The 22,730-nt window shown below is 73.2% G+C and carries 20 protein-coding genes; 3 read left to right on the top strand and 17 right to left on the bottom strand.

The annotated features are described in order from the left end of the window. Positions 1-20 precede the first annotated feature (20 nt). Together ACFV8H_RS20020 and ACFV8H_RS20015 are read left to right on the top strand one after the other, a co-directional pair. Complete coding sequence (locus ACFV8H_RS20020; RefSeq protein WP_380401514.1) at positions 21-944, top strand: polysaccharide deacetylase family protein; 924 nt, start codon at positions 21-23, stop codon at positions 942-944. A gap of 30 nt (positions 945-974) precedes the next feature. Continuing rightward, complete coding sequence (locus ACFV8H_RS20015; RefSeq protein WP_380401511.1) at positions 975-1,427, top strand: hypothetical protein; 453 nt, start codon at positions 975-977, stop codon at positions 1,425-1,427. Here the strand turns inward: ACFV8H_RS20015 and ACFV8H_RS20010 are convergent. The 4 genes from ACFV8H_RS20010 to def form a co-directional block, all read right to left on the bottom strand. Further along, a complete protein-coding gene (locus ACFV8H_RS20010; RefSeq protein WP_380401508.1) occupies positions 1,390-2,436 on the bottom strand; it encodes a MerR family transcriptional regulator in 1,047 nt (348 codons plus the stop codon). The genes ACFV8H_RS20015 and ACFV8H_RS20010 overlap by 38 nt on opposite strands. Positions 2,437-2,536: 100 nt before the next feature. After that, positions 2,537-3,985, bottom strand: a complete 1,449-nt coding sequence (locus ACFV8H_RS20005; protein WP_380401505.1) for an RsmB/NOP family class I SAM-dependent RNA methyltransferase — start codon at positions 3,983-3,985, stop codon at positions 2,537-2,539. An 88-nt stretch (positions 3,986-4,073) separates the two neighbouring features. Then, positions 4,074-5,012 (bottom strand): methionyl-tRNA formyltransferase, encoded by a 939-nt coding sequence (fmt, locus tag ACFV8H_RS20000; protein WP_380401502.1) that lies wholly within the window; start codon positions 5,010-5,012, stop codon positions 4,074-4,076. Between the two features lie 37 nt (positions 5,013-5,049). After that, positions 5,050-5,595 carry a peptide deformylase gene (def, locus tag ACFV8H_RS19995; protein ID WP_375889921.1) on the bottom strand — a complete coding sequence of 182 codons (546 nt, stop codon included), beginning with the start codon at positions 5,593-5,595 and terminating at the stop codon, positions 5,050-5,052. Positions 5,596-5,851: 256 nt separating this feature from the next. On the opposite strand from def, the gene ACFV8H_RS19990 reads away from it, so the two are divergent. Beyond that, entirely contained in the window at positions 5,852-6,538 is a 687-nt protein-coding gene (locus ACFV8H_RS19990; protein WP_380401499.1) for a hypothetical protein, read from the top strand. Between the two features lie 164 nt (positions 6,539-6,702). Here ACFV8H_RS19990 and ACFV8H_RS19985 read toward each other — a convergent pair whose 3' ends face one another. The 13 genes from ACFV8H_RS19985 to ACFV8H_RS19925 all read right to left on the bottom strand — a co-directional run bounded on the left by ACFV8H_RS19985 (position 6,703) and on the right by ACFV8H_RS19925 (position 22,726). Continuing rightward, on the bottom strand, positions 6,703-8,787 hold the full coding sequence (locus ACFV8H_RS19985; RefSeq protein WP_380401496.1) for a primosomal protein N': 2,085 nt from the start codon (positions 8,785-8,787) through the stop codon (positions 6,703-6,705). A gap of 98 nt (positions 8,788-8,885) precedes the next feature. After that, on the bottom strand, positions 8,886-10,094 hold the full coding sequence (metK, locus tag ACFV8H_RS19980; protein WP_375889924.1) for a methionine adenosyltransferase: 1,209 nt from the start codon (positions 10,092-10,094) through the stop codon (positions 8,886-8,888). Between the two features lie 172 nt (positions 10,095-10,266). Next, positions 10,267-11,496 carry a bifunctional phosphopantothenoylcysteine decarboxylase/phosphopantothenate--cysteine ligase CoaBC gene (gene coaBC, locus ACFV8H_RS19975; RefSeq protein WP_380401492.1) on the bottom strand — a complete coding sequence of 410 codons (1,230 nt, stop codon included), beginning with the start codon at positions 11,494-11,496 and terminating at the stop codon, positions 10,267-10,269. 188 nt (positions 11,497-11,684) lie between these two features. Next, the gene (rpoZ, locus tag ACFV8H_RS19970) at positions 11,685-11,954 is read right to left on the bottom strand and encodes a DNA-directed RNA polymerase subunit omega (RefSeq protein WP_188297240.1); all 270 of its coding nucleotides are present in this window, start codon (positions 11,952-11,954) and stop codon (positions 11,685-11,687) included. Positions 11,955-11,991: 37 nt separating this feature from the next. Next, complete coding sequence (gmk, locus tag ACFV8H_RS19965) at positions 11,992-12,549, bottom strand: guanylate kinase (protein ID WP_380401489.1); 558 nt, start codon at positions 12,547-12,549, stop codon at positions 11,992-11,994. A gap of 49 nt (positions 12,550-12,598) precedes the next feature. Further along, entirely contained in the window at positions 12,599-12,925 is a 327-nt protein-coding gene (gene mihF / locus ACFV8H_RS19960; protein WP_030290269.1) for an integration host factor, actinobacterial type, read from the bottom strand. A 396-nt stretch (positions 12,926-13,321) separates the two neighbouring features. Then, complete coding sequence (gene pyrF, locus ACFV8H_RS19955) at positions 13,322-14,155, bottom strand: orotidine-5'-phosphate decarboxylase (RefSeq protein WP_380401486.1); 834 nt, start codon at positions 14,153-14,155, stop codon at positions 13,322-13,324. A gap of 50 nt (positions 14,156-14,205) precedes the next feature. Beyond that, positions 14,206-15,309, bottom strand: a complete 1,104-nt coding sequence (locus ACFV8H_RS19950) for a quinone-dependent dihydroorotate dehydrogenase (RefSeq protein ID WP_375889931.1) — start codon at positions 15,307-15,309, stop codon at positions 14,206-14,208. 90 nt (positions 15,310-15,399) lie between these two features. Next, positions 15,400-18,708, bottom strand: coding sequence for a carbamoyl-phosphate synthase large subunit (gene carB, locus ACFV8H_RS19945; protein WP_380401483.1), 3,309 nt, complete (start codon positions 18,706-18,708; stop codon positions 15,400-15,402). Beyond that, positions 18,701-19,873 (bottom strand): glutamine-hydrolyzing carbamoyl-phosphate synthase small subunit, encoded by a 1,173-nt coding sequence (gene carA / locus ACFV8H_RS19940; RefSeq protein WP_380401480.1) that lies wholly within the window; start codon positions 19,871-19,873, stop codon positions 18,701-18,703. The genes carB and carA overlap by 8 nt, the downstream gene beginning before the upstream one ends. Further along, positions 19,870-20,442, bottom strand: coding sequence for a hypothetical protein (locus ACFV8H_RS19935; RefSeq protein ID WP_375889937.1), 573 nt, complete (start codon positions 20,440-20,442; stop codon positions 19,870-19,872). The genes carA and ACFV8H_RS19935 overlap by 4 nt, the downstream gene beginning before the upstream one ends. Beyond that, on the bottom strand, positions 20,439-21,743 hold the full coding sequence (locus ACFV8H_RS19930) for a dihydroorotase (protein WP_380401477.1): 1,305 nt from the start codon (positions 21,741-21,743) through the stop codon (positions 20,439-20,441). The genes ACFV8H_RS19935 and ACFV8H_RS19930 overlap by 4 nt, the downstream gene beginning before the upstream one ends. Beyond that, the gene (locus ACFV8H_RS19925; protein WP_375889941.1) at positions 21,740-22,726 is read right to left on the bottom strand and encodes an aspartate carbamoyltransferase catalytic subunit; all 987 of its coding nucleotides are present in this window, start codon (positions 22,724-22,726) and stop codon (positions 21,740-21,742) included. The genes ACFV8H_RS19930 and ACFV8H_RS19925 overlap by 4 nt, the downstream gene beginning before the upstream one ends. Between the last annotated feature and the right edge of the window lie 4 nt (positions 22,727-22,730).

Here is a 22,730-nt window from a genome sequence, read left to right as displayed (position 1 = left end):
CCCCGGTGAAGACTGCCCCCATGCCCACCGCAGTCCCCGCCCCGGACGGTCCGCGCGCCAACCAGCTCCTCGGCCATCCTCCCGAGGCCCGCCTCCTGCTGCTCAACTGCGACGACCTCGGCCTGGACGAGTCCGTCAACCTCGCCGTGGTCGAGGCGGTCCGCCGGGGCATCGCCGCCTCCGCCAGCCTGATGACCCCCTGTCACGCCGCCCCGCACGCGCTCCGCCTCCTGCGCCGCCACCCGGAGATCCCCTTCGGCGTCCACCTCACCCTGGTCTGCGAGGCACCGCACCTGCGCTGGGGCCCGCTCACCGCCCGCGACCGGGTGCCCTCCCTCCTCGCGCCGGACGGCGGGTTCCACGCCCCCACCCCGGCCGGCCGGGCCGCACTCACCGCGAACGCCCGGATCGACGACGTGGAGCGCGAGTTCCGCGCCCAGATCGACGCCGTCGAGGCGAGCGGCCTCAGCCCGACCCACCTGGACTTCCACTGCCTGGCCGACGGCGGCCGCGAGGACGTCCTCGACCTCGCCCTCGCCCTGGGCTCCGAGTACGACCTGGCGGTGCGGGTCTGGCTGCCGCCCGCCCTGGACCGGCTGCGCGAGCGCGGGCTGCCGGTGGTCGACCACGGCTTCCTCGACAGCTTCGCCGTACCGCTGGAGGACAAGCCCGCCCACTACGCCCGCCTGCTCGCGGCCCTCCCGCCGGGCCTGACCGAGTGGGCCGTCCACCCGGGCCTCGCCACCGGCCCCGACGACGACCGGCGCGTCCGCCGCAGCGACTACGAGTTCCTGGTCTCCCCCGAGGCCCGCCGCCTGCTCGCCGAGCACGCGATCACCGTACTCGGCTACGACGCCCTCCAGCAGGCCTGGCGGACCGCCCGCGAGCGGCCCACGCCACGCGCCCCCGTCGGACCGGTGTGCCACGATGAGGAGAAAACGTAACGGCCCGGCTCCACAGGGAGGTTGACCACCATGGACTCGATCCTCAGCTGCCACTGGCACGACCAGGACGGCGCGTGGGAACTGACCGTCCGTCGCAACGGACCGGCGTGGGAGCTGTTCGCGTCCGCTCCGTTCGGTTCGGAGTCGCTCCCCTTCGCCGACCCGGACGAGGTCCGCCGGCTCGCCCAGACCCTCCTCGACCTGCCCGCCGAGCCCGAGCCGTACGAGTTCGAATGGACGCTCTCCCGGACGGACTTCGCCCACACCGAGCGGGAGCGCACCCTCTTCGCGACCCTCGCCGTCGGACTGGACCCCGACGACGGCCACCGCCCGTACCTCGCCTACCAGTCCTCCCACCACCTGCGCGCGTTCGCCGCGCTCGGCCTGGAGGTGATCTGCGAGGACCCCCCGGTCGACCACCTCCGCGCCCAGGCCCACGCCTTCCTCACCAACTGCCCGGCCCCGCCACCCCTCCAGCCGTAACCCCGCCCACCCGTACGGCCCGTACGGCCCGCGCCGCCTGCACGGCCCGCACCGCCCAGTCCAGCACCTCACCCGAACTCTCGGGCGCCACCCACCCGTTGACGACCGCCAGCAACTCCAGGTACCGCTCCCGCCGGGGGTCCGCCATCGCCCGCAGTCGCTCCACCAGCCGGTCCACCAGCCGGTCCACCAGCTGCTCCGGCAGCCGGGCCCGCAGCTGTTGCCCCGCCCCGGCCGTGCCCACCAACTCCGCGTAGCGCTCCAGCAGGACCGCGACCACCCGCGCCGCCTCCGCCGATCCCGGCTCCACCCCCGCCGCCACCGCCGGGCCGACCGCCCTCCGCACCAGCACGGCCAGTCCGGGCCGGGGCGGCGCACCGGTCGTGCCCTCCGCCGCCTCGTCCTCCGCCAGTCCGCGCAACAGCTCCCGGAACCCGTCGTCCCCGGCCAGCAGCGCCAACTCCACCCAGGCCTCGACCTGTTCGTCCGACGGCCGCTCCGGCAGCCGGGGCGTCAGCGACTCGGCCACCCCACCCCAGCACCCCTCCCCGCCGGACACCGCGGCCGCGCCGAACACCGCGGCCAGGAACTCCCCGACCAGGCGCCCCCGTTCGTCCTCCGTCAATCGGGCCAGCCGGTGCACGAGCGTCAACTCCTCTGTCGTAGCCCCGCGCGCGGCCACCGTCCGCAGCACCGCCTGCCGCAGCCGCAGCACCCGGATCCGGACGTCCAGCGCCGCGGCGTGCGCCGCCGCGACCTCGGACAGCGCGCGCTCGCGGCCGAGCACCTGCCGGATTTCCGGCAGGCCGAGCCCGAGCTCGCGCAGGGTGCGCACCAGGTCCAGGCGGGCGACGGCGTCCGCGCCGTACCGCCGGTGGCCGGCCGGGTTGCGGTCGGCCGGCGACACGATCCCCTGGTCCGAGTAGAACCGGACGGTCTTCACCGTCAGCCCGGTCCGCCGGGCCAGTTCACCGATGGTGAGGAGGATGGGGAGCGCATCGCCGTTCATGCCCACCACCCTGCCGCCTCCCCCTACAGGAGGTGCAACCCCGGCAACCAAGGCGACCCCGGCAGCCCAAGCCGCCGAGGCCGCCCCGGCGACCAGTGGCTCAGGCCGTCCGCCGCAGCAGCGCCAGGTACATCGCGTCCGTCCCGTGCAGGTGCGGCCACAGCTGCACGTCCGGCCCGTCGCCGAGCGCCGGGACGCCGGGCAGCAGCGGTCGGGCGTCGATCCACTCGACCCGGCCGCCCTGCTCGCGCAGCACGTCGTCGACCACCGCCCGGGTCTCCGCGAGGTGCGGCGAGCAGGTCGCGTAGCCGACCACGCCGCCGACCCGGGTGGCCTCGATCGCCGAGCGCAGCAGGTCCCGCTGGAGCGGGCCGAAGGCCGCGACATCGGCCGGCCGGCGCCGCCAGCGCGCCTCCGGGCGGCGCCGCAGCGCGCCCAGGCCGGAGCAGGGGACGTCGACCAGCACCCGGTCGAAGCCGCCGGAGCGCCAGGCCGGGCGCGTCCCGTCGGCCGCGATCACCGTGTACGGGCCGGGGTTGCCTTCCAGTGCCCGCGCCACCAGCCGGGCCCGGTGCGGCTGCTTCTCGCTCGCGACCAGTCCCGCGCCGCGCTCCGCGGCCAGGGCGGCGAGCAGGGCGGCCTTGCCGCCCGGGCCGGCGCAGCCGTCCAGCCAGAGCCGGTCCGGGCCGTCCAGCGGCGCGCTCGCGAGCGCCAGGGCGACCAGCTGGCTGCCCTCGTCCTGGACGCCGACCCGGTTCTCCTGGACAGCGGTCAGCGCACCGGGGTCGCCGCCCTCGGCGAGCCGCAGCGCGAACGGGGACCAGCGCCCGGGCTCAGCCTCGGGCAGCACCTCGGCCAGCTCGCCGACGGTGGCCCGGCCGGGCCGGGCGACCAGGGTGACCTCGGGCCGGGCGTTGTCGGCCCGCAGCAGTTCCTCGATCGCGGTGCGCCCGGAGGCGTCCGGCTGCCAGCGGCCGAGCGAGTCCCAGAGGGCGGAGACCACCCAGCGCGGGTGCGAGTGCACGACCGCCAGGTGGTCCTCGGCGTCCTTGTCGTACGGCGGGGCGACCCGCTCGATCCAGGCGTCCAGGTCGTGGGCGCTGATCCGGCGCAGCACGGCGTTGACGAACTTGGCCTTGCCGTCGCCGAGCACCACCCGGGCCAGCTCGACGGTCGCCGAGACGGCCGCGTGGCTGGGGATGCGGGTGGTGAGCAGCTGGTGGGCGCCGAGCGAGAGTACGTCGAGCACCGGCGGGTCGACCTTGCTCAGCGGCCGGTCGATGCAGGCGGCGATGACCGCGTCGTAGGTGCCCTGGAGCCGCAGGGTGCCGTAGACGAGTTCGGTGGCGAGGGCGGCGTCGCGCCGGTCCATGCCCTTCTGCTCGGCCTCGCGGAGCAGGGAGGGCAGGATCAGGTTGGCGTACGCGTCACGCTCGTCGACGGCGCGCAGCGCCCGGAACGCGACGATCCGGGCCGGGTCCTTCTTGGGCCGCCGGTGCGGACGGGGGGCGCGCTTGGCGCCTGCGGGGGTGTTCGAGGGCGTGCTCACAGATACCTCAAAAGTGCTGCGGTGGTTATTTCGGTACAGGGAATGCGGATCGTACGGATCAAACGAACAGTAACGCCAAACCGGAGGCTCAGCCTCCGAACCGCTCCCCGGCCTCCAGCCGCGCCCCGCGCGCCCAGTCGGCGGCCCGCATCTCCTTCTTCCCCTGCGGACGCACCTCCCCCAGCTCCAGGTCGTGCGAGCCGGTGCCGACCCGCACGCTGTTCTTGCCGACCATCGCGACCTCGCCCGGCGCCAGCTCGGCCGATTCCGGCAGCAGCTTGACCGGCCCGGTGACCTTGAGCCGCTCGCCCCGGAACTCCGTCCACGCGCCCGGCGCGGGCGCGCAGCCGCGCACCACCCGGTCGATCCGCAGCGCGGGGTGGTTCCAGTCGATCCGGGCGTCCTCGACGGCGATCTTCGGCGCGAGGGTGACGCCCTCGGCGGGCTGCGGCACGGCGTGCAGCGAGCCGTCCTCGATGCCGTCCATGGTGGCCGCGAGCAGCCGGGCGCCGGAGACCGAGAGCCGGGTGAGCAGGTCGCCGCTGGTGTCGCTCGGGCGGACCTCCTCGGTGATCACCCCGTAGACCGGGCCGGAGTCCAGGCCCTGCTCGATCAGGAAGGTGGAGGCGCCGGTCACCTCGTCACCGGCCAGCACCGAGTGCTGGACGGGGGCCGCGCCGCGCCAGGCGGGCAGCAGCGAGAAGTGCAGGTTGACCCAGCCGTGCTTCGGGATCTCCAGGGTGCCGGGGCGCAGCAGCGCGCCGTAGGCGACCACCGGGCAGCAGTCGGGGGCGAGTTCGGTGAGCCGGGCGACGAAGTCCGGGTCGCTGGGCTTCGCCGGCTTGAGGACCTCGATCCCGGCCTCCTCGGCGCGCTGGGCGACGGGGCTGGCGACCAGCTTGCGCCCGCGCCCGGCGGGGGCGTCGGGGCGGGTGACCACCGCGACGACCTCGTGCCGGTCGGAGGCGATCAGCGCGTCGAGGGCGGGAACGGCGACCTCGGGGGTGCCGGCGAAGACGAGACGCATCAAGTGCCTTTCTGCATACGGGAATCGGGGAACGAACTCAGCGCGCGGAGCCGAAGGTGCTGTGCGGCGAGACCTTGACGACGGGCGCCGGCCCGGTGCCCCAGTCGGCCTCCCGGATGGCCTTCAACGCGGCCTTGCGCTGCTCCCGGTCGAGCCGGTCGATGAAGATGATGCCGTCCAGGTGGTCGGTCTCGTGCTGGATGCACCGCGCGAGCAGCTGGGTGCCCTCCAGCGTGACCGGGTCCCCGTACATGTTGAAGCCCTTGGCCACCACGCCGTACGCGCGCTTGGTGTCGTAGCGCAGTCCGGGCAGCGAGAGGCAGCCCTCCGGGCCCTCCTGCTCGTCCTCGCTGAGCGACAGGTCCGGGTTGATCAGGTGCCCGGTGACACCGTCCACGTGGTAGGTGAACACCCGCAGCGAGACGCCGAGTTGGGGCGCGGCGAGGCCCGCGCCGGGGGCGTCGAGCATGGTGTCGGTGAGGTCGGCGACCAGCCTGCGCAGTTCCTTGTCGAAGGTGGTCACCGGCTGGGCGCTGGCCCGCAGGACGGGGTCTCCGAAGAGACGGATCGGCTGGATCGCCACGGGGTACGGGCTCCTGTCCGGACTGGGCTCGGGCTGCGGGCAACGGCTGGTTCCCGCCAAGTCTATGCAACCCGCCCGGGCGCTCCGACGGGCCGTCCTCGGACGCCCGCACCGGCTTCTGGCATATCCCGAGTCTGCCGAGCCGCGTTACCCCGGCCCCCGCTTCGGCGTTGGTCAAGAGAGATTGACCGGGGCCGGGCGCACGGGACACCGCGCCCCGGCCGAGCTGAACCGTACGGAAGGTGGCACGTAGGCCATGGCCGAGCAGATCAACCACGACGCCCGGGCGCGGGCGAGCCTGCACCTGCTGGTGCGGGACATCGAGCGGGTGAGGCGCCAGGTCGACGCGCTGCGGACGCTCACCGCCCAGCTGGGCAACGTCTACCGACCCCGCCGGCCGAGCACCTCGGCCGGCTTCGTGGTGTACGGGCGGGCGCCCGCGCCGACCGTGCGCCTGGCGCAGGAGCTGCGGGAGAGCGTGGAGACCCTGGTGGCGGCGGCGGTCGAGTTCGACCGGGCGCTGGGCTTCTCCTGGGACTCGGTGGGCTCCGCCCTCGGGGTCACCAAGCAGGCGGTCCACCGCCGTTACGGGATGCGCCGCCCGACCAGCGAACTCCTCGCCGCCAGCGGCGCCGTCCCCGGCCCCGCCCGCCCGGACCGCTCCGAGGAGCTGCCCGTCCCCACCGAGCGCAGCGGCGGCCTGGCCGCCACCGTCCCGGCGGCCCGCCAGGGCGGCCTGGACCGCTCCAGCCTGGAGCGCAACGCCCTGGACCGCACCCCGATCGACCGCACGCCCATCGACCGCACCCCCGTCGGCGCCCCCGTCGACCGGACTCCGCTCGACCGCACCCCCATGGACCGGACGCCGCTCGACCGCACCCCCGTCGACCGCGACCGCACGCCCGCCGAGCGCCCGCCGACCGGCATCCCCCTCCGCGGCTGACCACCCGCGCCGCCGACCGGGCCGCCCGGGGCGGGGTGGCCCACTCACCCCGCCCCCGCAGGTCCGTCACCCCCGCCGGCCACCACGAGCCACCAGCCACCACCGGTCAGCAGCCCCCACCAGCCACAAGCCACCACCGGTCAGCAGCCCCCGGCCACCCGCCGCTACCCGATGTCCGTCGGATCCACCCGCACCCGCACCGGCTCCGGCGTCCGCAGCGCGATCCGCGCGATCTGCGCCGCCTTGAGGGCCGCCGCCAGCGCGGCCCCCTGCCCGGGCGACACCCGCAGCAGCGCCCGCTCCTGCTCCTCCCCGCGCAGCGCGGGCACCGGCACCGGCCCGAGCACGTCCGCGCCCTCCGGCAGCCGGATCAGGTTCAGCAGGTCCGCGACGGCCGCCGGGCTCCCGCTGACCGCGGCCATCCGCGACACCGGCGGGAAGTGCAGCTGCGCCCGTTCGTCCCGTTCCAGCCCGGCGTGCCCCAGCGGGTCCCAGCGGACCAGGGCCTGCACCGGCCGGGCCGAGGGCTCGGCGACCACGACGACCGTCCCGCCCTCCCCGGCGGGCCGGGCCAGGGCGGCGGCGGCCAGCCAGAGCCGCAGGGTCTCCTCCCCCGCCCGCAGGTCGGGCCGGCCGAGCAGGGCCCAGCCGTCCAGCAGCAGCACCGCCCCGTACCCGGAGCCGCCCTCGACCACCGGCTCCGCGCCCGGGGTGGAGATCACCAGCGAGGGCTCGTCCGGCACGGTGTCCAGCACCGCGTCCCGCCCCGAGGTCCGGACCGGGATCCGCGGGAACGCCTTGCCCAGTTCCTCCGCGGTGCGCCGGGCGCCGACCACCTGGGCCCGCAGCCGGAAGGAGCCGCACTCGGGGCAGTGCCAGTCGTTCTCCGCCTCCCCGCACCAGCCGCAGCTGAGCGGGGCGTCGGCCGAGGGCGCCTCCAAGGGCCCCTCGCAGCGCCGGCAGCGGGCGGGCGTGCGGCAGCGGCCGCAGGCGAGCCGGGGCACGTAGCCGCGCCGGGGCACCTGGATGAGCACCGGGTGCCCGGCCGCCAGCGACTCCCGGGCGGCCTCCCAGCCGACCGAGGGCAGCCGGGCGGCCTGGGCGGCGGCGTCCCGGTGCTGGTCCTGGTCGGTGACGGTCCGCACCCGGGGCGCGACCTGCCGTACCGTCTCCCGGTCGGCGACCAGCGGCCGGGCCCAGCCGGTGGCGACCAGCTGGGCGCCCTCCACGGTCACCGTGTGGCCGCCGAGCAGCACGGCCGCGCCCTCCTCGGCGGCGCGCAGCAGCGCCACCTCGCGCACGTGCGGGTGGGGGGCGCGCGGGTCGCTGTGGCTGCCGTCCCCGTCGGACCAGACCACGACGAGGCCGAGGTCGCGGACGGGCGCGAACATGGTGGCCCTGGTCCCGATCGCGGCGTGCACCGAGCCGCGGCTGACCGCCAGCCAGCGCCGGTAGCGCTCGCGCGGGCCGAGGTCGGCCTCCAGCGCCATGTGCATCCCGGGGCCGAGCAGCTCGGTCAGCGCCCGGTCGACCCGGGCGACCGAGCGGCGGTCCGGCAGCACGACCAGGGCGCCGCGCCCGCCGGCCAGCGTCGCCGCGACCGCCCGGGCGATCTCGTACGGCCAGCCGGGCCCCGGGAGGGCCGCCCACACCGCCCGCGGCGAGCCGCCGTCGGCCAGCGCGGTGAGGAAGTCCGGCCCGGCCGGGTAGCGCTGCCAGCCTCCGGGCGCCGGGGCCTGGGGGCGCGGCAGCGGCGCCGGGGAGGGCTCGGCCTCGGCCTTGGCGTGCCGGGGCGGCACGGCGAGCTGGAGTACGTCGGCCAGCGTCCCGGCGTACCGGTCGGCGACGGTGCGGCAGAGCCGCAGCAGCTGCGGGCTGAGCACGGGTTCGGGCGAGAGCACCTGGGCGAGCGGGGCGAGCGGGCCGGCGAAATCGCTCTTCTCCAGCCGGGCGACGATGAACCCGTCGTGCAGTTCCCCCCCCTCGCGCTGGCCCTTGACCACCCGCGCTCCGAAACGCACCCGCACCCGGACGCCCGGCTGGGCCTCCTCCGCCATCGCGGCGGGCACCTCGTAGTCGAAGAGCTTGTCGATGGTGAGCACGCCCTTGTCCACCACGACCCGGGCCACCGGCAGGTGCTCGGCCCGTTTGGCCCCGCGCCACGACCGGGGCTTGGCCCGCTTGACCGTCTCCCGGATGAACGCCAGCTGCTCCGGCTCGGCGCCCCCGTTCTCCCCTGTGCTGCTCATCGCTCCCAAGTACTACCAGGTCACACCGACAGGACGCACAAAGCGGAGCGGCGCCCACCCCGCAACGGGGGTGGGCGCCGCTCGGCAGAGCCGGGACGTCAGTCCTGGACGGCAGCCTTGAGCTGCTCCACGCGGTCGGTGCGCTCCCAGGTGAAGTCCGGCAGCTCACGGCCGAAGTGGCCGTACGCGGCGGTCTGGGAGTAGATCGGGCGCAGCAGGTCCAGGTCGCGGATGATCGCGGCCGGGCGCAGGTCGAAGACCTCGGAGACGGCCTTCTGGATGCTGAGGACCGGGACGGTCTCGGTGCCGAAGGTCTCCACGAACAGGCCGACCGGCTCGGCCTTGCCGATCGCGTACGCGACCTGCACCTCGGCGCGGCGGGCGAGGCCGGCGGCGACGATGTTCTTCGCCACCCAGCGCATCGCGTACGCGGCCGAGCGGTCCACCTTGGACGGGTCCTTGCCCGAGAAGGCGCCGCCACCGTGGCGGGCCATGCCGCCGTAGGTGTCGATGATGATCTTGCGACCGGTGAGGCCGGCGTCGCCCATCGGGCCGCCGATCTCGAAGCGGCCGGTCGGGTTGACCAGCAGGCGGTAGCCCTCGGTGGTCAGCTTGATGCCCTGGTCGGCCAGCGCCTTGAGCTCCGGCTCCACGACGAACTCGCGGATGTCCGGGGTGAGCAGCGACTCCAGGTCGATGTCACTGGCGTGCTGGGTGGAGACGACCACGGTGTCGAGGCGGACGGCCTTGTCGCCGTCGTACTCGATGGTGACCTGGGTCTTGCCGTCGGGGCGCAGGTACGGGATGGTCCCGTTCTTGCGCACCTCGGTGAGGCGGCGGGAGAGGCGGTGCGCCAGGGTGATCGGCAGCGGCATCAGCTCGGGCGTCTCGTCGGACGCGTAGCCGAACATCAGGCCCTGGTCGCCGGCACCCTGCTTGTCCAGGTCGTCCTCGTCGCCCTCGACCCGGGCCTCGTACGCGGTGTCGACACCCTGCGCGATGTCGGGCGACTGGGCACCGATGGACACCGACACGCCGCAGGAGGCGCCGTCGAAGCCCTTCTTGGAGCTGTCGTAGCCGATCTCCAGGATCTTGTCCCGGACGAGCTGGGCGATCGGGGCGTACGCCTTGGTGGTCACCTCGCCGGCCACGTGCACCTGGCCGGTCGTGATGAGCGTCTCCACGGCGACCCGGGAGGTCGGGTCCTCCCGCAGGAGAGCGTCAAGGATGGTGTCGCTGATCTGGTCAGCGATCTTGTCGGGGTGTCCCTCGGTCACGGACTCCGAGGTGAACAGGCGGCGAGACACAGCGCTCCCTGGGGTTGCAGCGGCTGCTGACTGAAGGCCCCCGGCGAACCGGGGACATCCGGAAAGACTTGATTCCTGGAGTCTAACCGGCTGCTTCCGCCGAACGTCACCCGCTTCCGGAAATCAAGAACGTTCTCGAGCGGGAATCCATCGGGAATCGAGCGGGAATCGATCAGTTCCGACCCGATTCCAGCCGCTTTGCCACCAGATCCCAGACCACGTCCGCGAGCACCTCCTTGGGACCCACCGGTACGGGGGTCTCGGTGCCGTCCGCGCCCAGTACCACGGCCTCGTTGACGTCCTGCCCGAAGGCCTTGCCGTCGCCCACCTCGTTGACCACCAGCAGGTCGCACCCCTTCCGGGCGAGCTTGGCGCGGCCGTTGGCGAGCACGTCGTCGGTCTCCGCCGCGAAACCCACCACCAGTTGGCCCGAACGGGGGCGGTGCGCCGACAGCTCGGCCAGCACGTCGGGATTGCGGACCAGCGCGACCGGCGCCGGCTCGACCCCCTCGACCTTCTTGATCTTGCCGGTGGCGTACTCGGCGGGCCGGAAGTCCGCCACCGCCGCGGCCATCACCACGGCGTCCGCGTCCGCGGCCGCCGCCAGCGCCGCCTCGCGCAGCTCCAGCGCGGTCGAGACGTGCACCACGTCCACCCCGGCCGGGTCGGGCAGCTCGGCGTTGGCCGAGACGAGGGTCACCCGCGCCCCGCGGGCCGCGGCGGTCACGGCGAGCGCGTAGCCCTGCTTGCCGGAGGAGCGGTTGCCGAGGTAGCGCACCGGGTCCAGCGGCTCCCGGGTGCCGCCGGCCGAGACCACCAGGTGCCGGCCGGCCAGGTCGGTCGGCACCGCCCCGCCGCGGCGCAGCACGGCCCGGCAGGCCTCGAAGATCGCGCCGGGCTCGGGCAGCCGCCCCTTGCCGGTGTCCTTGCCGGTCAGCCGCCCGACGGCCGGCTCCAGCACGATCACGCCGCGGCGGCGCAGGGTGGCGACGTTCTCCCGGGTGGCGGGGTGCTCCCACATCTCGGTGTGCATCGCGGGCGCCACCACGACCGGGCAGCGGGCGGTGAGCAGGGTGTTGGTGAGCAGGTCGTCGGCGAGCCCGTGGGCGGCCTTGGCGATCAGGTCGGCGGTGGCGGGGGCGACCACCACCAGGTCGGCCTGCTGGCCGATCCGCACGTGCGGCACCTCGTGCACGCGCTCCCAGGTCTCGGTGGCGGCCGGGCGGCCGGACAGCGCGGCCCAGGTGGCCTCGCCGACGAAGTGCAGCGCCGCCGCGGTGGGCACCACGGTGACCTGGTGGCCGGACTCGGTGAACCGGCGCAGCAGCTCGCACGCCTTGTAGGCGGCGATCCCGCCGCTGACACCGAGGACCACGCGGGGGGCGTCCGCACTCGCGCTCATCTACCGGCCTTTCTCCGCATCGGGCACCCGACAGATCGGGAACCCGCCCACCCTACGACCCCTCGACGATCACTCGCACCGTGCCCCACCACCCGCGCGACAGAGCCCGCCCGAGCGCCCTGCGGAAAACGCCGGAGGGCCGGGCGGAAGAATTCCGCCCGGCCCTCCGGGGAAGTTGCGGGGCTGCCTCAGGCGGCGCCCTCGACCGCCTCGGCGGTCAGCATGCCGGCGTTGATCTCGCGCAGCGCGATCGACAGCGGCTTCTCGTGCACGTGGGTGTCGACCAGCGGGCCGACGTACTCCAGCAGGCCCTCGCCGAGCTGGGAGTAGTAAGCGTTGATCTGGCGCGCGCGCTTGGCGGCGTAGATCACGAGGCTGTACTTCGAGTCGGTGGCCTCAAGCAGCTCGTCGATCGGCGGGTTGATGATGCCCTCGGGCGCGGTCATGGAAGAGGACACGCGAAAACCTTCCGAAAGGGTGGAAAAGACTGACAGGTCAGGCTACACCGAGCAAGGCTAGCAGTTCGGCCGCTACCTGCTCGACGGAGGTGTTGACAAGGGTTGCGTCGAACTCGGTCTCGGCCGCGAGCTCGATCTTGGCCGCCTCCAGCCGCCGCTCGATCACGTCCTGCGGCTCGGTGCCCCGGCCGGTCAGCCGGCGGACCAGCTCGTCCCAGCTCGGCGGAGCCAGGAAGACCAGCTGGGCGTCGGGCATCGACTCGCGCACCTGGCGGGCGCCCTGGAGGTCGATCTCCAGCAGGACGGGCTCACCGCGCTCCAGCTTCTCCAGCACCGCCGCGCGCGGGGTGCCGTAGCGGTTCCCCGCGAACTCGGCCCATTCCAGCAGCTCGCCGTTGGCGATCAGCTTGTCGAACTCGTCGTGGTCGACGAAGTGGTACTGGACCCCGTTCTTCTCGCCGGGCCTCGGGTGACGGGTGGTGGCCGACACCGAGAGCCAGACCTCGGGGTACATCTTCCTCATATGAGCGACGACCGTGCTCTTGCCGACCCCCGAGGGGCCGGAGAGCACGGTCAGCCGCGGACGCTCACTCATGCACCGATTATCCCGGATCGCGGACGATCCTGGGACCACGGGGGCACGGTCAGGCGGCGCCACCGCCGAACTCCCGCTCCAGGGAGGCGATCTGGTTCGTTCCGAGACCGCGGACACGGCGGCTCTCGCTGATGCCGAGGCGCTCCATGATCTGCTTGGCACGAACCTTGCCGACGCCCGGAAGGGACTCCAGCAGGGCCGAGACCTTCATCTTGCCGATGACGTCGTTGTCATTCTTGCCGGCCTTGATCACCTCGTGCAGGGAGGCGCCGGAGTGCTTGAGCCGGTTCTTGACCTCGGCGCGCTCCCGGCGAGCCTCGGCGGCCTTGGCGAGCGCGGCGGTGCGCTGTTCAGGGGTAAGGGGCGGAAGAGCCACGCCGTTCACCTCAGGGTGTGGAAGGAAGGGATTGAGCTATGACTGGTTCGGTACCTAGGACACCGTCCGCAAGGGGAGCCCAATGGGGAACCACAGGGCCCTGACCTGCGGGAGCTACGGGTTCGCGGCTCGCCGATGACCTATCGCCGGACACTACCCGGATTGCGGCGCCGCGTCAGGAAAAGAACACGAAAAGTCCTGGTCAGCCAAGGCCGACCAGGACTTTCCAGGGCAAAATGACCGCGATTGCGAGACTTTGGCGGGCTCGATGTGACGGCGCTCACGTCAACTCCGGTGCCGCCCCGCCGTCCTGCGGACACTGCGCACGGTCACCGATCGGCTACCGCGGCCCTACCGGCCGGACCGCTCCGGCCACTTGACGGCACCCGCCGGTGCCTACTTGACGGCGTCCGCGAACTCGCCGACGAAGCGCTCCGCCGCCGCCCGCAGCGCGGGAACCGACGGCCCGTGCTTGAGCACGTCCCGGCTGACGCTCGGCACCACGTTGATCACCGAGGCGCCGAACACCCGCGGCAGGTCCGCCATGGTCGCGCCCTGGGCACCGATCCCGGGGGCCAGCAGCGGGCCGTTGATGGCCAGGTCCACGCCCGCGTCGGCCAGCGTCGCGCCGACCACCGCGCCGAAGGAGCCCAGCGGCGCGGCACCCGCGTTCTCCGCCGCCAGCTGGCGCAGCACGGAGGCCGCGACCGGCTCGCCGTCCGCCCCGACGGCGCGCTGCACCTCGGCGCCCTCCGGGTTGGAGGTGAGCGCCAGCGCGAAGACCCCGCAGCCCTGCTCGCGGGCCAGGTCGAGGGCCGGGCGCAGCGACCCGAAGCCCAGGTACGGGCTGACCGTGACGGCGTCCGAGAACAGCGGGCTGCTCGGCGACAGGAAGGCCTCCGCGTAGGCGGCCATGGTGGAGCCGATGTCGCCGCGCTTGGCGTCCATCAGCACCAGTGCGCCGGCCGCCCGGGCCTCCTCGACGGCCTTCTCCAGCACCGCGACGCCCTTGCTGCCGAAGCGCTCGAAGAAGGCGGCCTGCGGCTTGAGCACCGCGACCCGGTCGGCCAGGGCCTCCACCACGGTGCGGCTGAACGTCTCCAGCCCCGCGAGGTCGTCGCCGAGCCCCCAGGCGGAGAGCAGGGAGGCGTGCGGGTCGATTCCGACGCAGAGCTGGCCGCGGGTGTCGAGGGCCTGGCGCAGCCGGGCGCCGAACGGGGCGAGGGTCATGTCGTCCTTTCCAGGGGTGGTACGGCCTGCTGCGAGACCGGTCAGGGGGTTCAGGCGCCGCGGACGGCGCTGCCGACGGCCGCGGCGAGGTCGCGGAAGCCCGCGGCCCGGATCCGGGCGGAGAGGCCCTTGTGGATCCGGCGGCACCAGAACGGACCCTCGTAGATGAAGGCGCTGTAGCCCTGCACCAGGTCGGCGCCGTGGATGATCCGCTGCCAGGCGTCCTCGGCGGTCTCCACGCCGCCGACCGAGACCAGGGTCAGCCGGCCGCCGGTGCGGGCGCGCAGCCGCTGGAGGACCTCCAGGGCGCGGGCCTTGAGCGGGGCGCCGGACAGGCCGCCCATGCCGATCTCCTCGACCCGCTGCGGGTCGGCGAGCAGGCCGCCGCGGCCGATCGTGGTGTTGGTGGCGATGATGCCGTCCAGGCCCAGCTCCAGGGCGAGGTCGGCGACGGCGTCGACGTCCTCGTCGGCCAGGTCCGGGGCGATCTTGACCAGCAGCGGCACGTGGTGCGCGGTGGCGCGGTCGGCGGCCTCGCGCACGGCGGCGAGCAGCGGGCGCAGGTGGTCGACGGCCTGGAGGTTGCGCAGCCCGGGGGTGTTCGGGGAGCTGACATTGACCACCAGGTAGTCGGCGTACTTGGCCAGCCGCTCGGTCGACTTGACGTAGTCGGCGACGGCGTCGGCCTCCTCGACCACCTTGGTCTTGCCGATGTTGACGCCGATCACCGGGGTGGAGCTGGTGTGCGGGCGGGCCGCCAGCCGGGCGGCGACCCGGGCCGAGCCCTGGTTGTTGAAGCCCATCCGGTTGATCAGCGCGCGGTCCTCGACCAGGCGGAACAGCCGGGGCGCCGGGTTGCCGGGCTGGGCCTCCCCGGTGATGGTACCGATCTCGACGTAGTCGAAGCCGAGCATGGCCAGGCCGTCGATGCCGACGCCGTTCTTGTCGAAGCCGGCCGCGAGCCCGAACGGGCCGGGCAGGTCGAGGCCGAGGGCCCGGGTGCGCAGCGCCCGGTCGCGCGGAGCGAGCACCAGCCGCACCAGGGTGCGCAGGCCGGGCACCGAGGAGGCGAGGCGGATCCAGAAGAAGGCCAGGTGGTGGGCCTTCTCGGGGTCCATCCTCTTGAAGACGAGGTCGAACAGGAACTTGTACAAAGCGGGATCAACTCCGAAGGCAGCAGCGGGATCAGGGCATACGAGTGGGGGGCACCAATCCGGCTCCGGTGCCCCCCCACTGCGGTGGTGCTACTTGCGGTCGGCGTTGATCAGCTCGGCGTGCTCCTGGAGCGACATCACTCCGACCTCGTCGCGCAGCAGCGCGTCCATGCCCTGGACGGCCGCGCCCATCGCCTGGACGGTGGTCAGGCAGGGCACCCCGCGGGAGACCGCCGCGGTGCGGATCTCGTAGCCGTCCAGGCGCCCGCCGGTGCCGTACGGCGTGTTGATGATCAGGTCGACCTCGCCGTCGTGGATCAGCTGGACGATGGTCTTCTCACCGTTCGGGCCCTCGCCCTCGCTGTGCTTGCGCACCAGCGTGGACGGGATGCCGCCGCGCTGGAGCACCTCGGCGGTGCCGGCGGTGGCGAGCACCTCGAAGCCGAGGCCGACCAGCGCCCGGGCCGGGAAGACCAGGTTGCGCTTGTCCCGGTTGGCGACCGAGACGAAGACCTTGCCCTTGGTCGGCAGCGCGCCGTAGGCGCCGGCCTGGGCCTTGGCGTAGGCGGTGCCGAAGACCTTGTCGATGCCCATGACCTCACCGGTCGAGCGCATCTCCGGGCCGAGCACGGTGTCCACGCCGCGGCCGTGGATGTCGCGGAAGCGGCTCCACGGCATCACGGCCTCCTTGACCGCGATCGGCGCGTCGGCCGGCAGGGTGCCGCCGTCGCCCTCGGCGGGGAGCAGGCCCTCGGCGCGCAGCTCGGCGATGGTGGCGCCGAGCGAGACCCGGGCGGCGGCCTTGGCCAGCGGCACCGCGGTCGCCTTGGAGGTGAAGGGGACGGTGCGGGAGGCGCGCGGGTTGGCCTCCAGCACGTAGAGGATGTCCCCGGCCAGCGCGAACTGGATGTTGATCAGGCCGCGGACGCCGACACCGCGCGCGATGGCCTCGGTGGAGGTGCGCAGGCGCTTGATGTCGTAGCCGCCGAGGGTGATCGGGGGCAGCGCGCAGGCGGAGTCGCCGGAGTGGATGCCGGCCTCCTCGATGTGCTCCATGACGCCGCCGAGGTAGAGCTCGGTGCCGTCGTAGAGCGCGTCGACGTCGATCTCCACCGCGTCGTCCAGGAAGCGGTCGATCAGCACCGGGTGCTCGGAGATCAGACCGGCGTGCCGCTCCAGGTAGGAGGCGAGCGAGGCCTCGTCGTAGACGATCTCCATGCCGCGGCCGCCGAGCACGTAGGACGGGCGGGCCAGGACGGGGTAGCCGATCTCGTCGGCGATCGCCTTGGCCTCCGCGAAGGAGAAGGCGGTGCCGTGCTTGGGGGCGGGCAGTCCGGCGTCGCGCAGCACGCGGCCGAAGGCGCCGCGCTCCTCGGCGAGGTCGATCGCCTCGGGCTGGGTGCCGACGATCGGCACGCCGTTGTCCTTGAGCGCCTGGGCCAGGCCGAGCGGGGTCTGGCCGCCGAGCTGGACGATCACGCCGGCCAGCGGACCGGCCTGCTGCTCGGCGTGGACGATCTCCAGCACGTCCTCCAGGGTGAGCGGCTCGAAGTAGAGCCGGTCGGAGGTGTCGTAGTCGGTGGAGACGGTCTCCGGGTTGCAGTTGACCATGACGGTCTCGTACCCGGCCTCGGCCAGCGCGAAGGAGGCGTGCACGCAGGAGTAGTCGAACTCGATGCCCTGGCCGATGCGGTTGGGGCCCGAGCCGAGGATGATCACGGCCGGCTTGGTGCGCGGGGCGACCTCGCTCTCCTCGTCGTAGGACGAGTAGAAGTACGGGGTCTTGGCGGCGAACTCGGCGGCGCAGGTGTCGACGGTCTTGAACACCGGGCGGATGCCGAGCGCGTGGCGCACCTCGCGGACGACGTCCGGGCGCAGGCCGCGGATCTCGCCGATCTGCTGGTCGGAGAAGCCGTGCCGCTTGGCGTGGCGCAGCAGCTCGGGGGTGAGCTCCTCGGCCTCGGCCAGCTCGCCGGCGATCTCGTCCAGCAGGAAGAGCTGGTCGACGAACCACGGGTCGATCTTCGTGTACTCGAAGACCTCCTCCGGGGTGGCGCCGGCCCGGATGGCGTCCATCACGGTGTTGATCCGGCCGTCGGTCGGCACGGTGGCCTTGACCAGCAGCTCGGTCTTGTCGCCGAGCGGGCTCGTCCAGGTGAACTGGGAGCCCTTCTTCTCCAGCGAGCGCAGCGCCTTCTGCAGCGCCTCGGGGAAGTTGCGGCCCATGGCCATCGCCTCGCCGACCGACTTCATGGTGGTGGTCAGCGTGGCGTCGGCGCTCGGGAACTTCTCGAACGCGAACCGCGGGACCTTCACCACGACGTAGTCGAGGGTCGGCTCGAAGGAGGCCGGGGTCTGCTCGGTGATGTCGTTGGGGATCTCGTCCAGGGTGTAGCCGACGGCCAGCTTGGCGGCGATCTTGGCGATCGGGAAGCCGGTGGCCTTGGAGGCGAGCGCCGAGGAGCGGGAGACGCGCGGGTTCATCTCGATGACGATGACCCGGCCGTCGTCGGGGTTGACGGCGAACTGGATGTTGCAGCCGCCGGTGTCGACGCCGACCTCGCGGATCACGGCGATGCCGATGTCGCGCAGGATCTGGTACTCGCGGTCGGTGAGGGTCATCGCCGGGGCGACGGTGATCGAGTCACCGGTGTGCACGCCCATCGGGTCGAAGTTCTCGATGGAGCAGACGACCACGACGTTGTCGTTCTTGTCGCGCATCAGCTCCAGCTCGTACTCCTTCCAGCCGAGGATGGACTCCTCCAGGAGCACCTCGGTGGTCGGCGAGAGGGCCAGGCCCTGGCCGGCGATCCGGCGCAGGTCCTCCTCGTGGTGGGCGAAGCCGGAGCCGGCGCCGCCCATGGTGAAGGAGGGGCGCACCACGACCGGGTAGCCGCCGAGCGTGTCGACGCCGGCCAGCACCTCGTCCATGGTGTGGCAGATGACCGAGCGGGCGGACTCGCCGTGGCCGATCTTGGCCTTCACGGCCTCGACGACGCCCTTGAACAGCTCGCGGTCCTCGCCCTTGTTGATCGCCACGACGTCGGCGCCGATCAGCTCGACGCCGTACTTCTCCAGCGTGCCGGCGCTGTGCAGCGAGATCGCGGTGTTGAGCGCGGTCTGGCCGCCCAGGGTCGGCAGCAGCGCGTCGGGGCGCTCCTTGGCGATGATCTTCTCGACGAAGTCCGGGGTGATCGGCTCGACGTAGGTGGCGTCGGCGATCTCCGGGTCGGTCATGATCGTGGCCGGGTTGGAGTTGACCAGCACGACCCGCAGGCCCTCGGCCTTGAGGACGCGGCAGGCCTGGGTGCCCGAGTAGTCGAACTCGGCGGCCTGGCCGATGACGATCGGGCCGGAGCCGATCACCAGGACGGACTTGATGTCAGTGCGCTTAGGCACGCTGGCCCTCCATGAGCTTCACGAAGCGGTCGAACAGGTAGGCGGCGTCGTGCGGGCCGGCGGCCGCTTCGGGGTGGTACTGCACGCTGAAGGCGGGGACGTCGAGTGCCTGGAGGCCCTCGACCACGTCGTCGTTGAGGCAGACGTGGGAGACCTCGACCCGCCCGTAGGGGGTGTCGCTCACCTTGTCCAGCGGCGCGTTCACGGCGAAGCCGTGGTTGTGGGCGGTCACCTCGACCTTGCCGGTGGTGCGGTCCTGCACCGGCTGGTTGATGCCGCGGTGGCCGTACTTGAGCTTGTAGGTGCCGAAACCGAGGGCGCGGCCGAGGATCTGGTTGCCGAAGCAGATCCCGAAGAACGGGGTCGCCCGCTCCAGCACGCCCTGCGCGACGGCGACCTGGTGGTCGGCGGTGGCCGGGTCGCCCGGGCCGTTGGAGAAGAAGACGCCGTCCGGGTTGACGGCGTAGACGTCCTCCAGGGTGGAGTTGGCGGGCAGCACGTGCACCTCGATGCCGCGCTCGGCCATCCGCTGCGGGGTCATCGCCTTGATGCCGAGGTCCAGCGCGGCGACGGTGAACTTCTTCTCACCGACGGCGGGCACGATGTACGGCTCGGTGGTGGCGACCTCGGCGCACAGGTCGGCGCCCTTCATCTCGGGCGACTCCTGCACCCGGGCGAGCAGGGCGGCCGGGTCGGCCAGCGCCTCGCCGGAGAAGATCCCGCAGCGCATCGCGCCGCGCTCGCGCAGGTGGCGGGTCAGCGCGCGGGTGTCGATGCCGCTGATGCCGACGACGCCCTGGCGGGTCAGCTCCTCGTCCAGCGAGCGGCGGGAGCGCCAGTTGGAGGCCACCCGGGCGGGGTCGCGCACGACGTAGCCGGCGACCCAGATCTGCTTGGACTCGTCGTCCTCGTCGTTCCAGCCGGTGTTGCCGATCTGCGGCGCGGTCATCACGACCACCTGGCGGTGGTACGACGGGTCGGTGAGGGTCTCCTGGTAACCGGACATGCCGGTGTTGAAGACCGCCTCGCCGAAGGTCTCGCCGGTCGCGCCGTAGGCCTGGCCGCGGAAGGTCCGGCCGTCCTCCAGGACGAGCACGGCCGCAGGTCGATCCAAGGACGCGCGCTCCCGCCGTTGGCGCTGCGTGGTGGGGGCAGGTGCGGTCATTGCGCGGCCTCTTCCGTCTTCTTCGTCTTCGTGGTACGTGTTGCGAGCTCGTTGATCGCCTCGACCCAGGCGGCGTGCTCGTCGGGGTGGTCGGCCCGGAAGCCGGAGTCCAGCTCGGTGCCCTCGTGGGCCCAGGTGACGACCAGCAATCCGGAGGGGACGACCTTCCCGGCGATCCCGGAGTCCGTCCGGGCACCGGTGAGGTGCTCGGCCGGGATCCAGAAGTCGACGTCGCCGGGGCGCTGCACCAGCAGGCCGTCCGTGCCGAGGGTGAGGTCGGCCCGGCTGCGGGTGCCCAGGCCGTGCGCGACGACCCGGTCGAGCCAGTTCCCGGCGGTGGTGCTGCCGTGGTACCGGCCGCTGGTCTCCAGGATGGTGCGTCCGGCGCGGGCCGGCACGGCGGGCAGCGGCGGGATCCCGGACTGCAGGGTCCGGCGCCAGTTCCAGCCCTGGCGCATCAGCCAGTAGATCAGGCCGATGACGAGCATCAGTCCGACCGCCCAGCCGATGTAGTCCGGCCAGTCGGTGACCCTCGCCTGCTCCCTGGCCAGCGACGCGTAGCCGGTCACGCCAGGCCGCCCTGCTCGGCCAGCTCGCCGGCCAGCACGGTGGCGCGGCCGCGCAGGAAGGTGGCGTGCACCCGTCCGGGCAGGTCCATGCCCTTGTAGGGGGTGTTGCGGCTGCGGGTGGCGAAGCTCTCGGGGTTCACGGCCCCACGGTACGCGGGATCGAAGAGCACCAGGTTGGCGGGCTCACCCACCGAGATCGGCCGGCCGTGCCCGGTGAGACGGCCGATCCGGGCCGGGCGGTGCGACATCCGGTCGGCGACGCCCTCCCAGTTCAGCAGGCCGGTGTCGACCATGGTCTGCTGGACGACCGACAGCGCGGTCTCCAGGCCGACCATGCCCATCGCGGCCACGGCCCACTCGCAGTCCTTGTCCTCGGCCGGGTGCGGCGCGTGGTCGGTGGCGACGGCGTCGATGGTGCCGTCGGCCAGCGCCTTGCGCAGCGCCTGGACGTCCTCGGCGGTGCGCAGCGGCGGGTTCACCTTGTACACCGGGTCGTAGGAGCGGACCAGCTCGTCGGTGAGCAGCAGGTGGTGCGGGGTCACCTCGGCGGTGACGTCCCAGCCCTTGGACTTGGCCCAGCGGACGATCTCGACCGAGCCGGCCGTGGAGAGGTGGCAGACGTGCAGCCGGGAGCCGACGTGCGCGGCGAGCAACACGTCGCGGGCGATGATCGACTCCTCGGCGACGGCCGGCCAGCCGCCGAGCCCGAGCTCGCCGGAGACCTGGCCCTCGTTCATCTGGGCGCCCTCGGTCAGCCGCGGCTCCTGGGCGTGCTGGGCGACGACGCCGTCGAAGGCCTTGACGTACTCCAGGGCGCGGCGCATCAGCACCGCGTCGTCCACGCACTTGCCGTCGTCGGAGAAGACCCGGACGCCGGCCGCGGACTCGTGCATCGCGCCGAGCTCGGCGAGCTTCTTGCCCCCCAGGCCGACGGTGACGGCGCCGACCGGCTGCACGTCGCAGTAGCCGGCCTCCTGGCCGAGCCGCCAGACCTGCTCGACCACGCCCGCGGTGTCGGCCACCGGGGTGGTGTTGGCCATCGCGTGCACGGCGGTGAAGCCGCCCATCGCGGCGGCCTGGGTGCCGGTGAGCACCGTCTCGGCGTCCTCGCGGCCGGGCTCGCGCAGGTGGGTGTGCAGGTCGACCAGGCCGGGCAGGACGATCATGCCGGTGGCGTCGATCTCGATGTCCGCCTCGACCGCGAGGCCGGTGCCGATCTCCTGGATGACGCCGTCGGCGAGGTGGAGGTCCTGCGGGGCGCCGCCCAGGATCTTGGCGTTGCGGATCAGGTAGCTGGTCACTGGGCGGTCTCCACGGAGTCGGTGCGGGGGGCGGCGGCGGTGTCTGCGAGGGTGGCCCCGCCGAGCAGCAGGTACAGGACGGCCATCCGGACGGAGACGCCGTTGGCGACCTGCTCGACCACGGTGCAGCGCGGCGAGTCGGCGACCTCGGCGGTGATCTCCATGCCGCGGACCATCGGGCCGGGGTGCATCACGATGGCGTGCCCGGGCAGCTGGGCCATCCGGAGGCCGTTCATGCCGTAGCGGCGGCTGTACTCGCGCTCGGTCGGGAAGAACGCGGCGTTCATCCGCTCGCGCTGCACCCGCAGCATCATCAACGCGTCGGTCTTGGGCAGCACGCTGTCGAGGTCGTAGCTGACCTCGCAGGGCCAGTTCTCGATGCCGATCGGCAGCAGGGTCGGCGGGGCGACAAAGGTCACCTGGGCACCGAGGGTGGTCAGCAGGTGCACGTTGGAGCGGGCGACCCGGCTGTGCAGGATGTCGCCGACGATGGTGACCCGGCGCCCGGCCAGGTCGTTGCCGAGGCCGGCGTTGAGGTGGCGGCGCATGGTGAAGGCGTCGAGCAGGGCCTGGGTGGGGTGCTCGTGGGTGCCGTCACCGGCGTTGATCACGCTGCCGTGCAGCCAGTCGGACTGGGCCAGCCGGGCCGGCGCGCCCGAGGCGTGGTGGCGGATGACGACCGCGTCGGCCCCCATCGCCTGGAGGGTGAGCGCGGTGTCCTTGAGGCTCTCGCCCTTGGAGACCGAGGAGCCCTTGGCGGAGAAGTTGATGACGTCCGCGGACAGTCGCTTCTCCGCGGCCTCGAAGGAGGTCTTGGTGCGGGTGGAGTCCTCGAAGAAGAGGTTGACGACGGTGCGGCCGCGCAGCGTGGGCAGCTTCTTGACGGCCCGGCCGGAGAGCTGGGCGAGCTCCTCGGCGGTGTCCAGGATCAGCAGCGCGTCGTCGCGGCTGAGATCGGCGGCGGAGACGAGGTGGCGCTTCACGCGG

Source organism: Kitasatospora sp. NPDC059827 (genome assembly GCF_042731675.1).
Taxonomy (GTDB): domain Bacteria; phylum Actinomycetota; class Actinomycetes; order Streptomycetales; family Streptomycetaceae; genus Kitasatospora.
The sequence above is the reverse complement of the archived record's forward strand: the minus strand, read 5'-3'. Positions and strand labels throughout refer to the sequence as shown.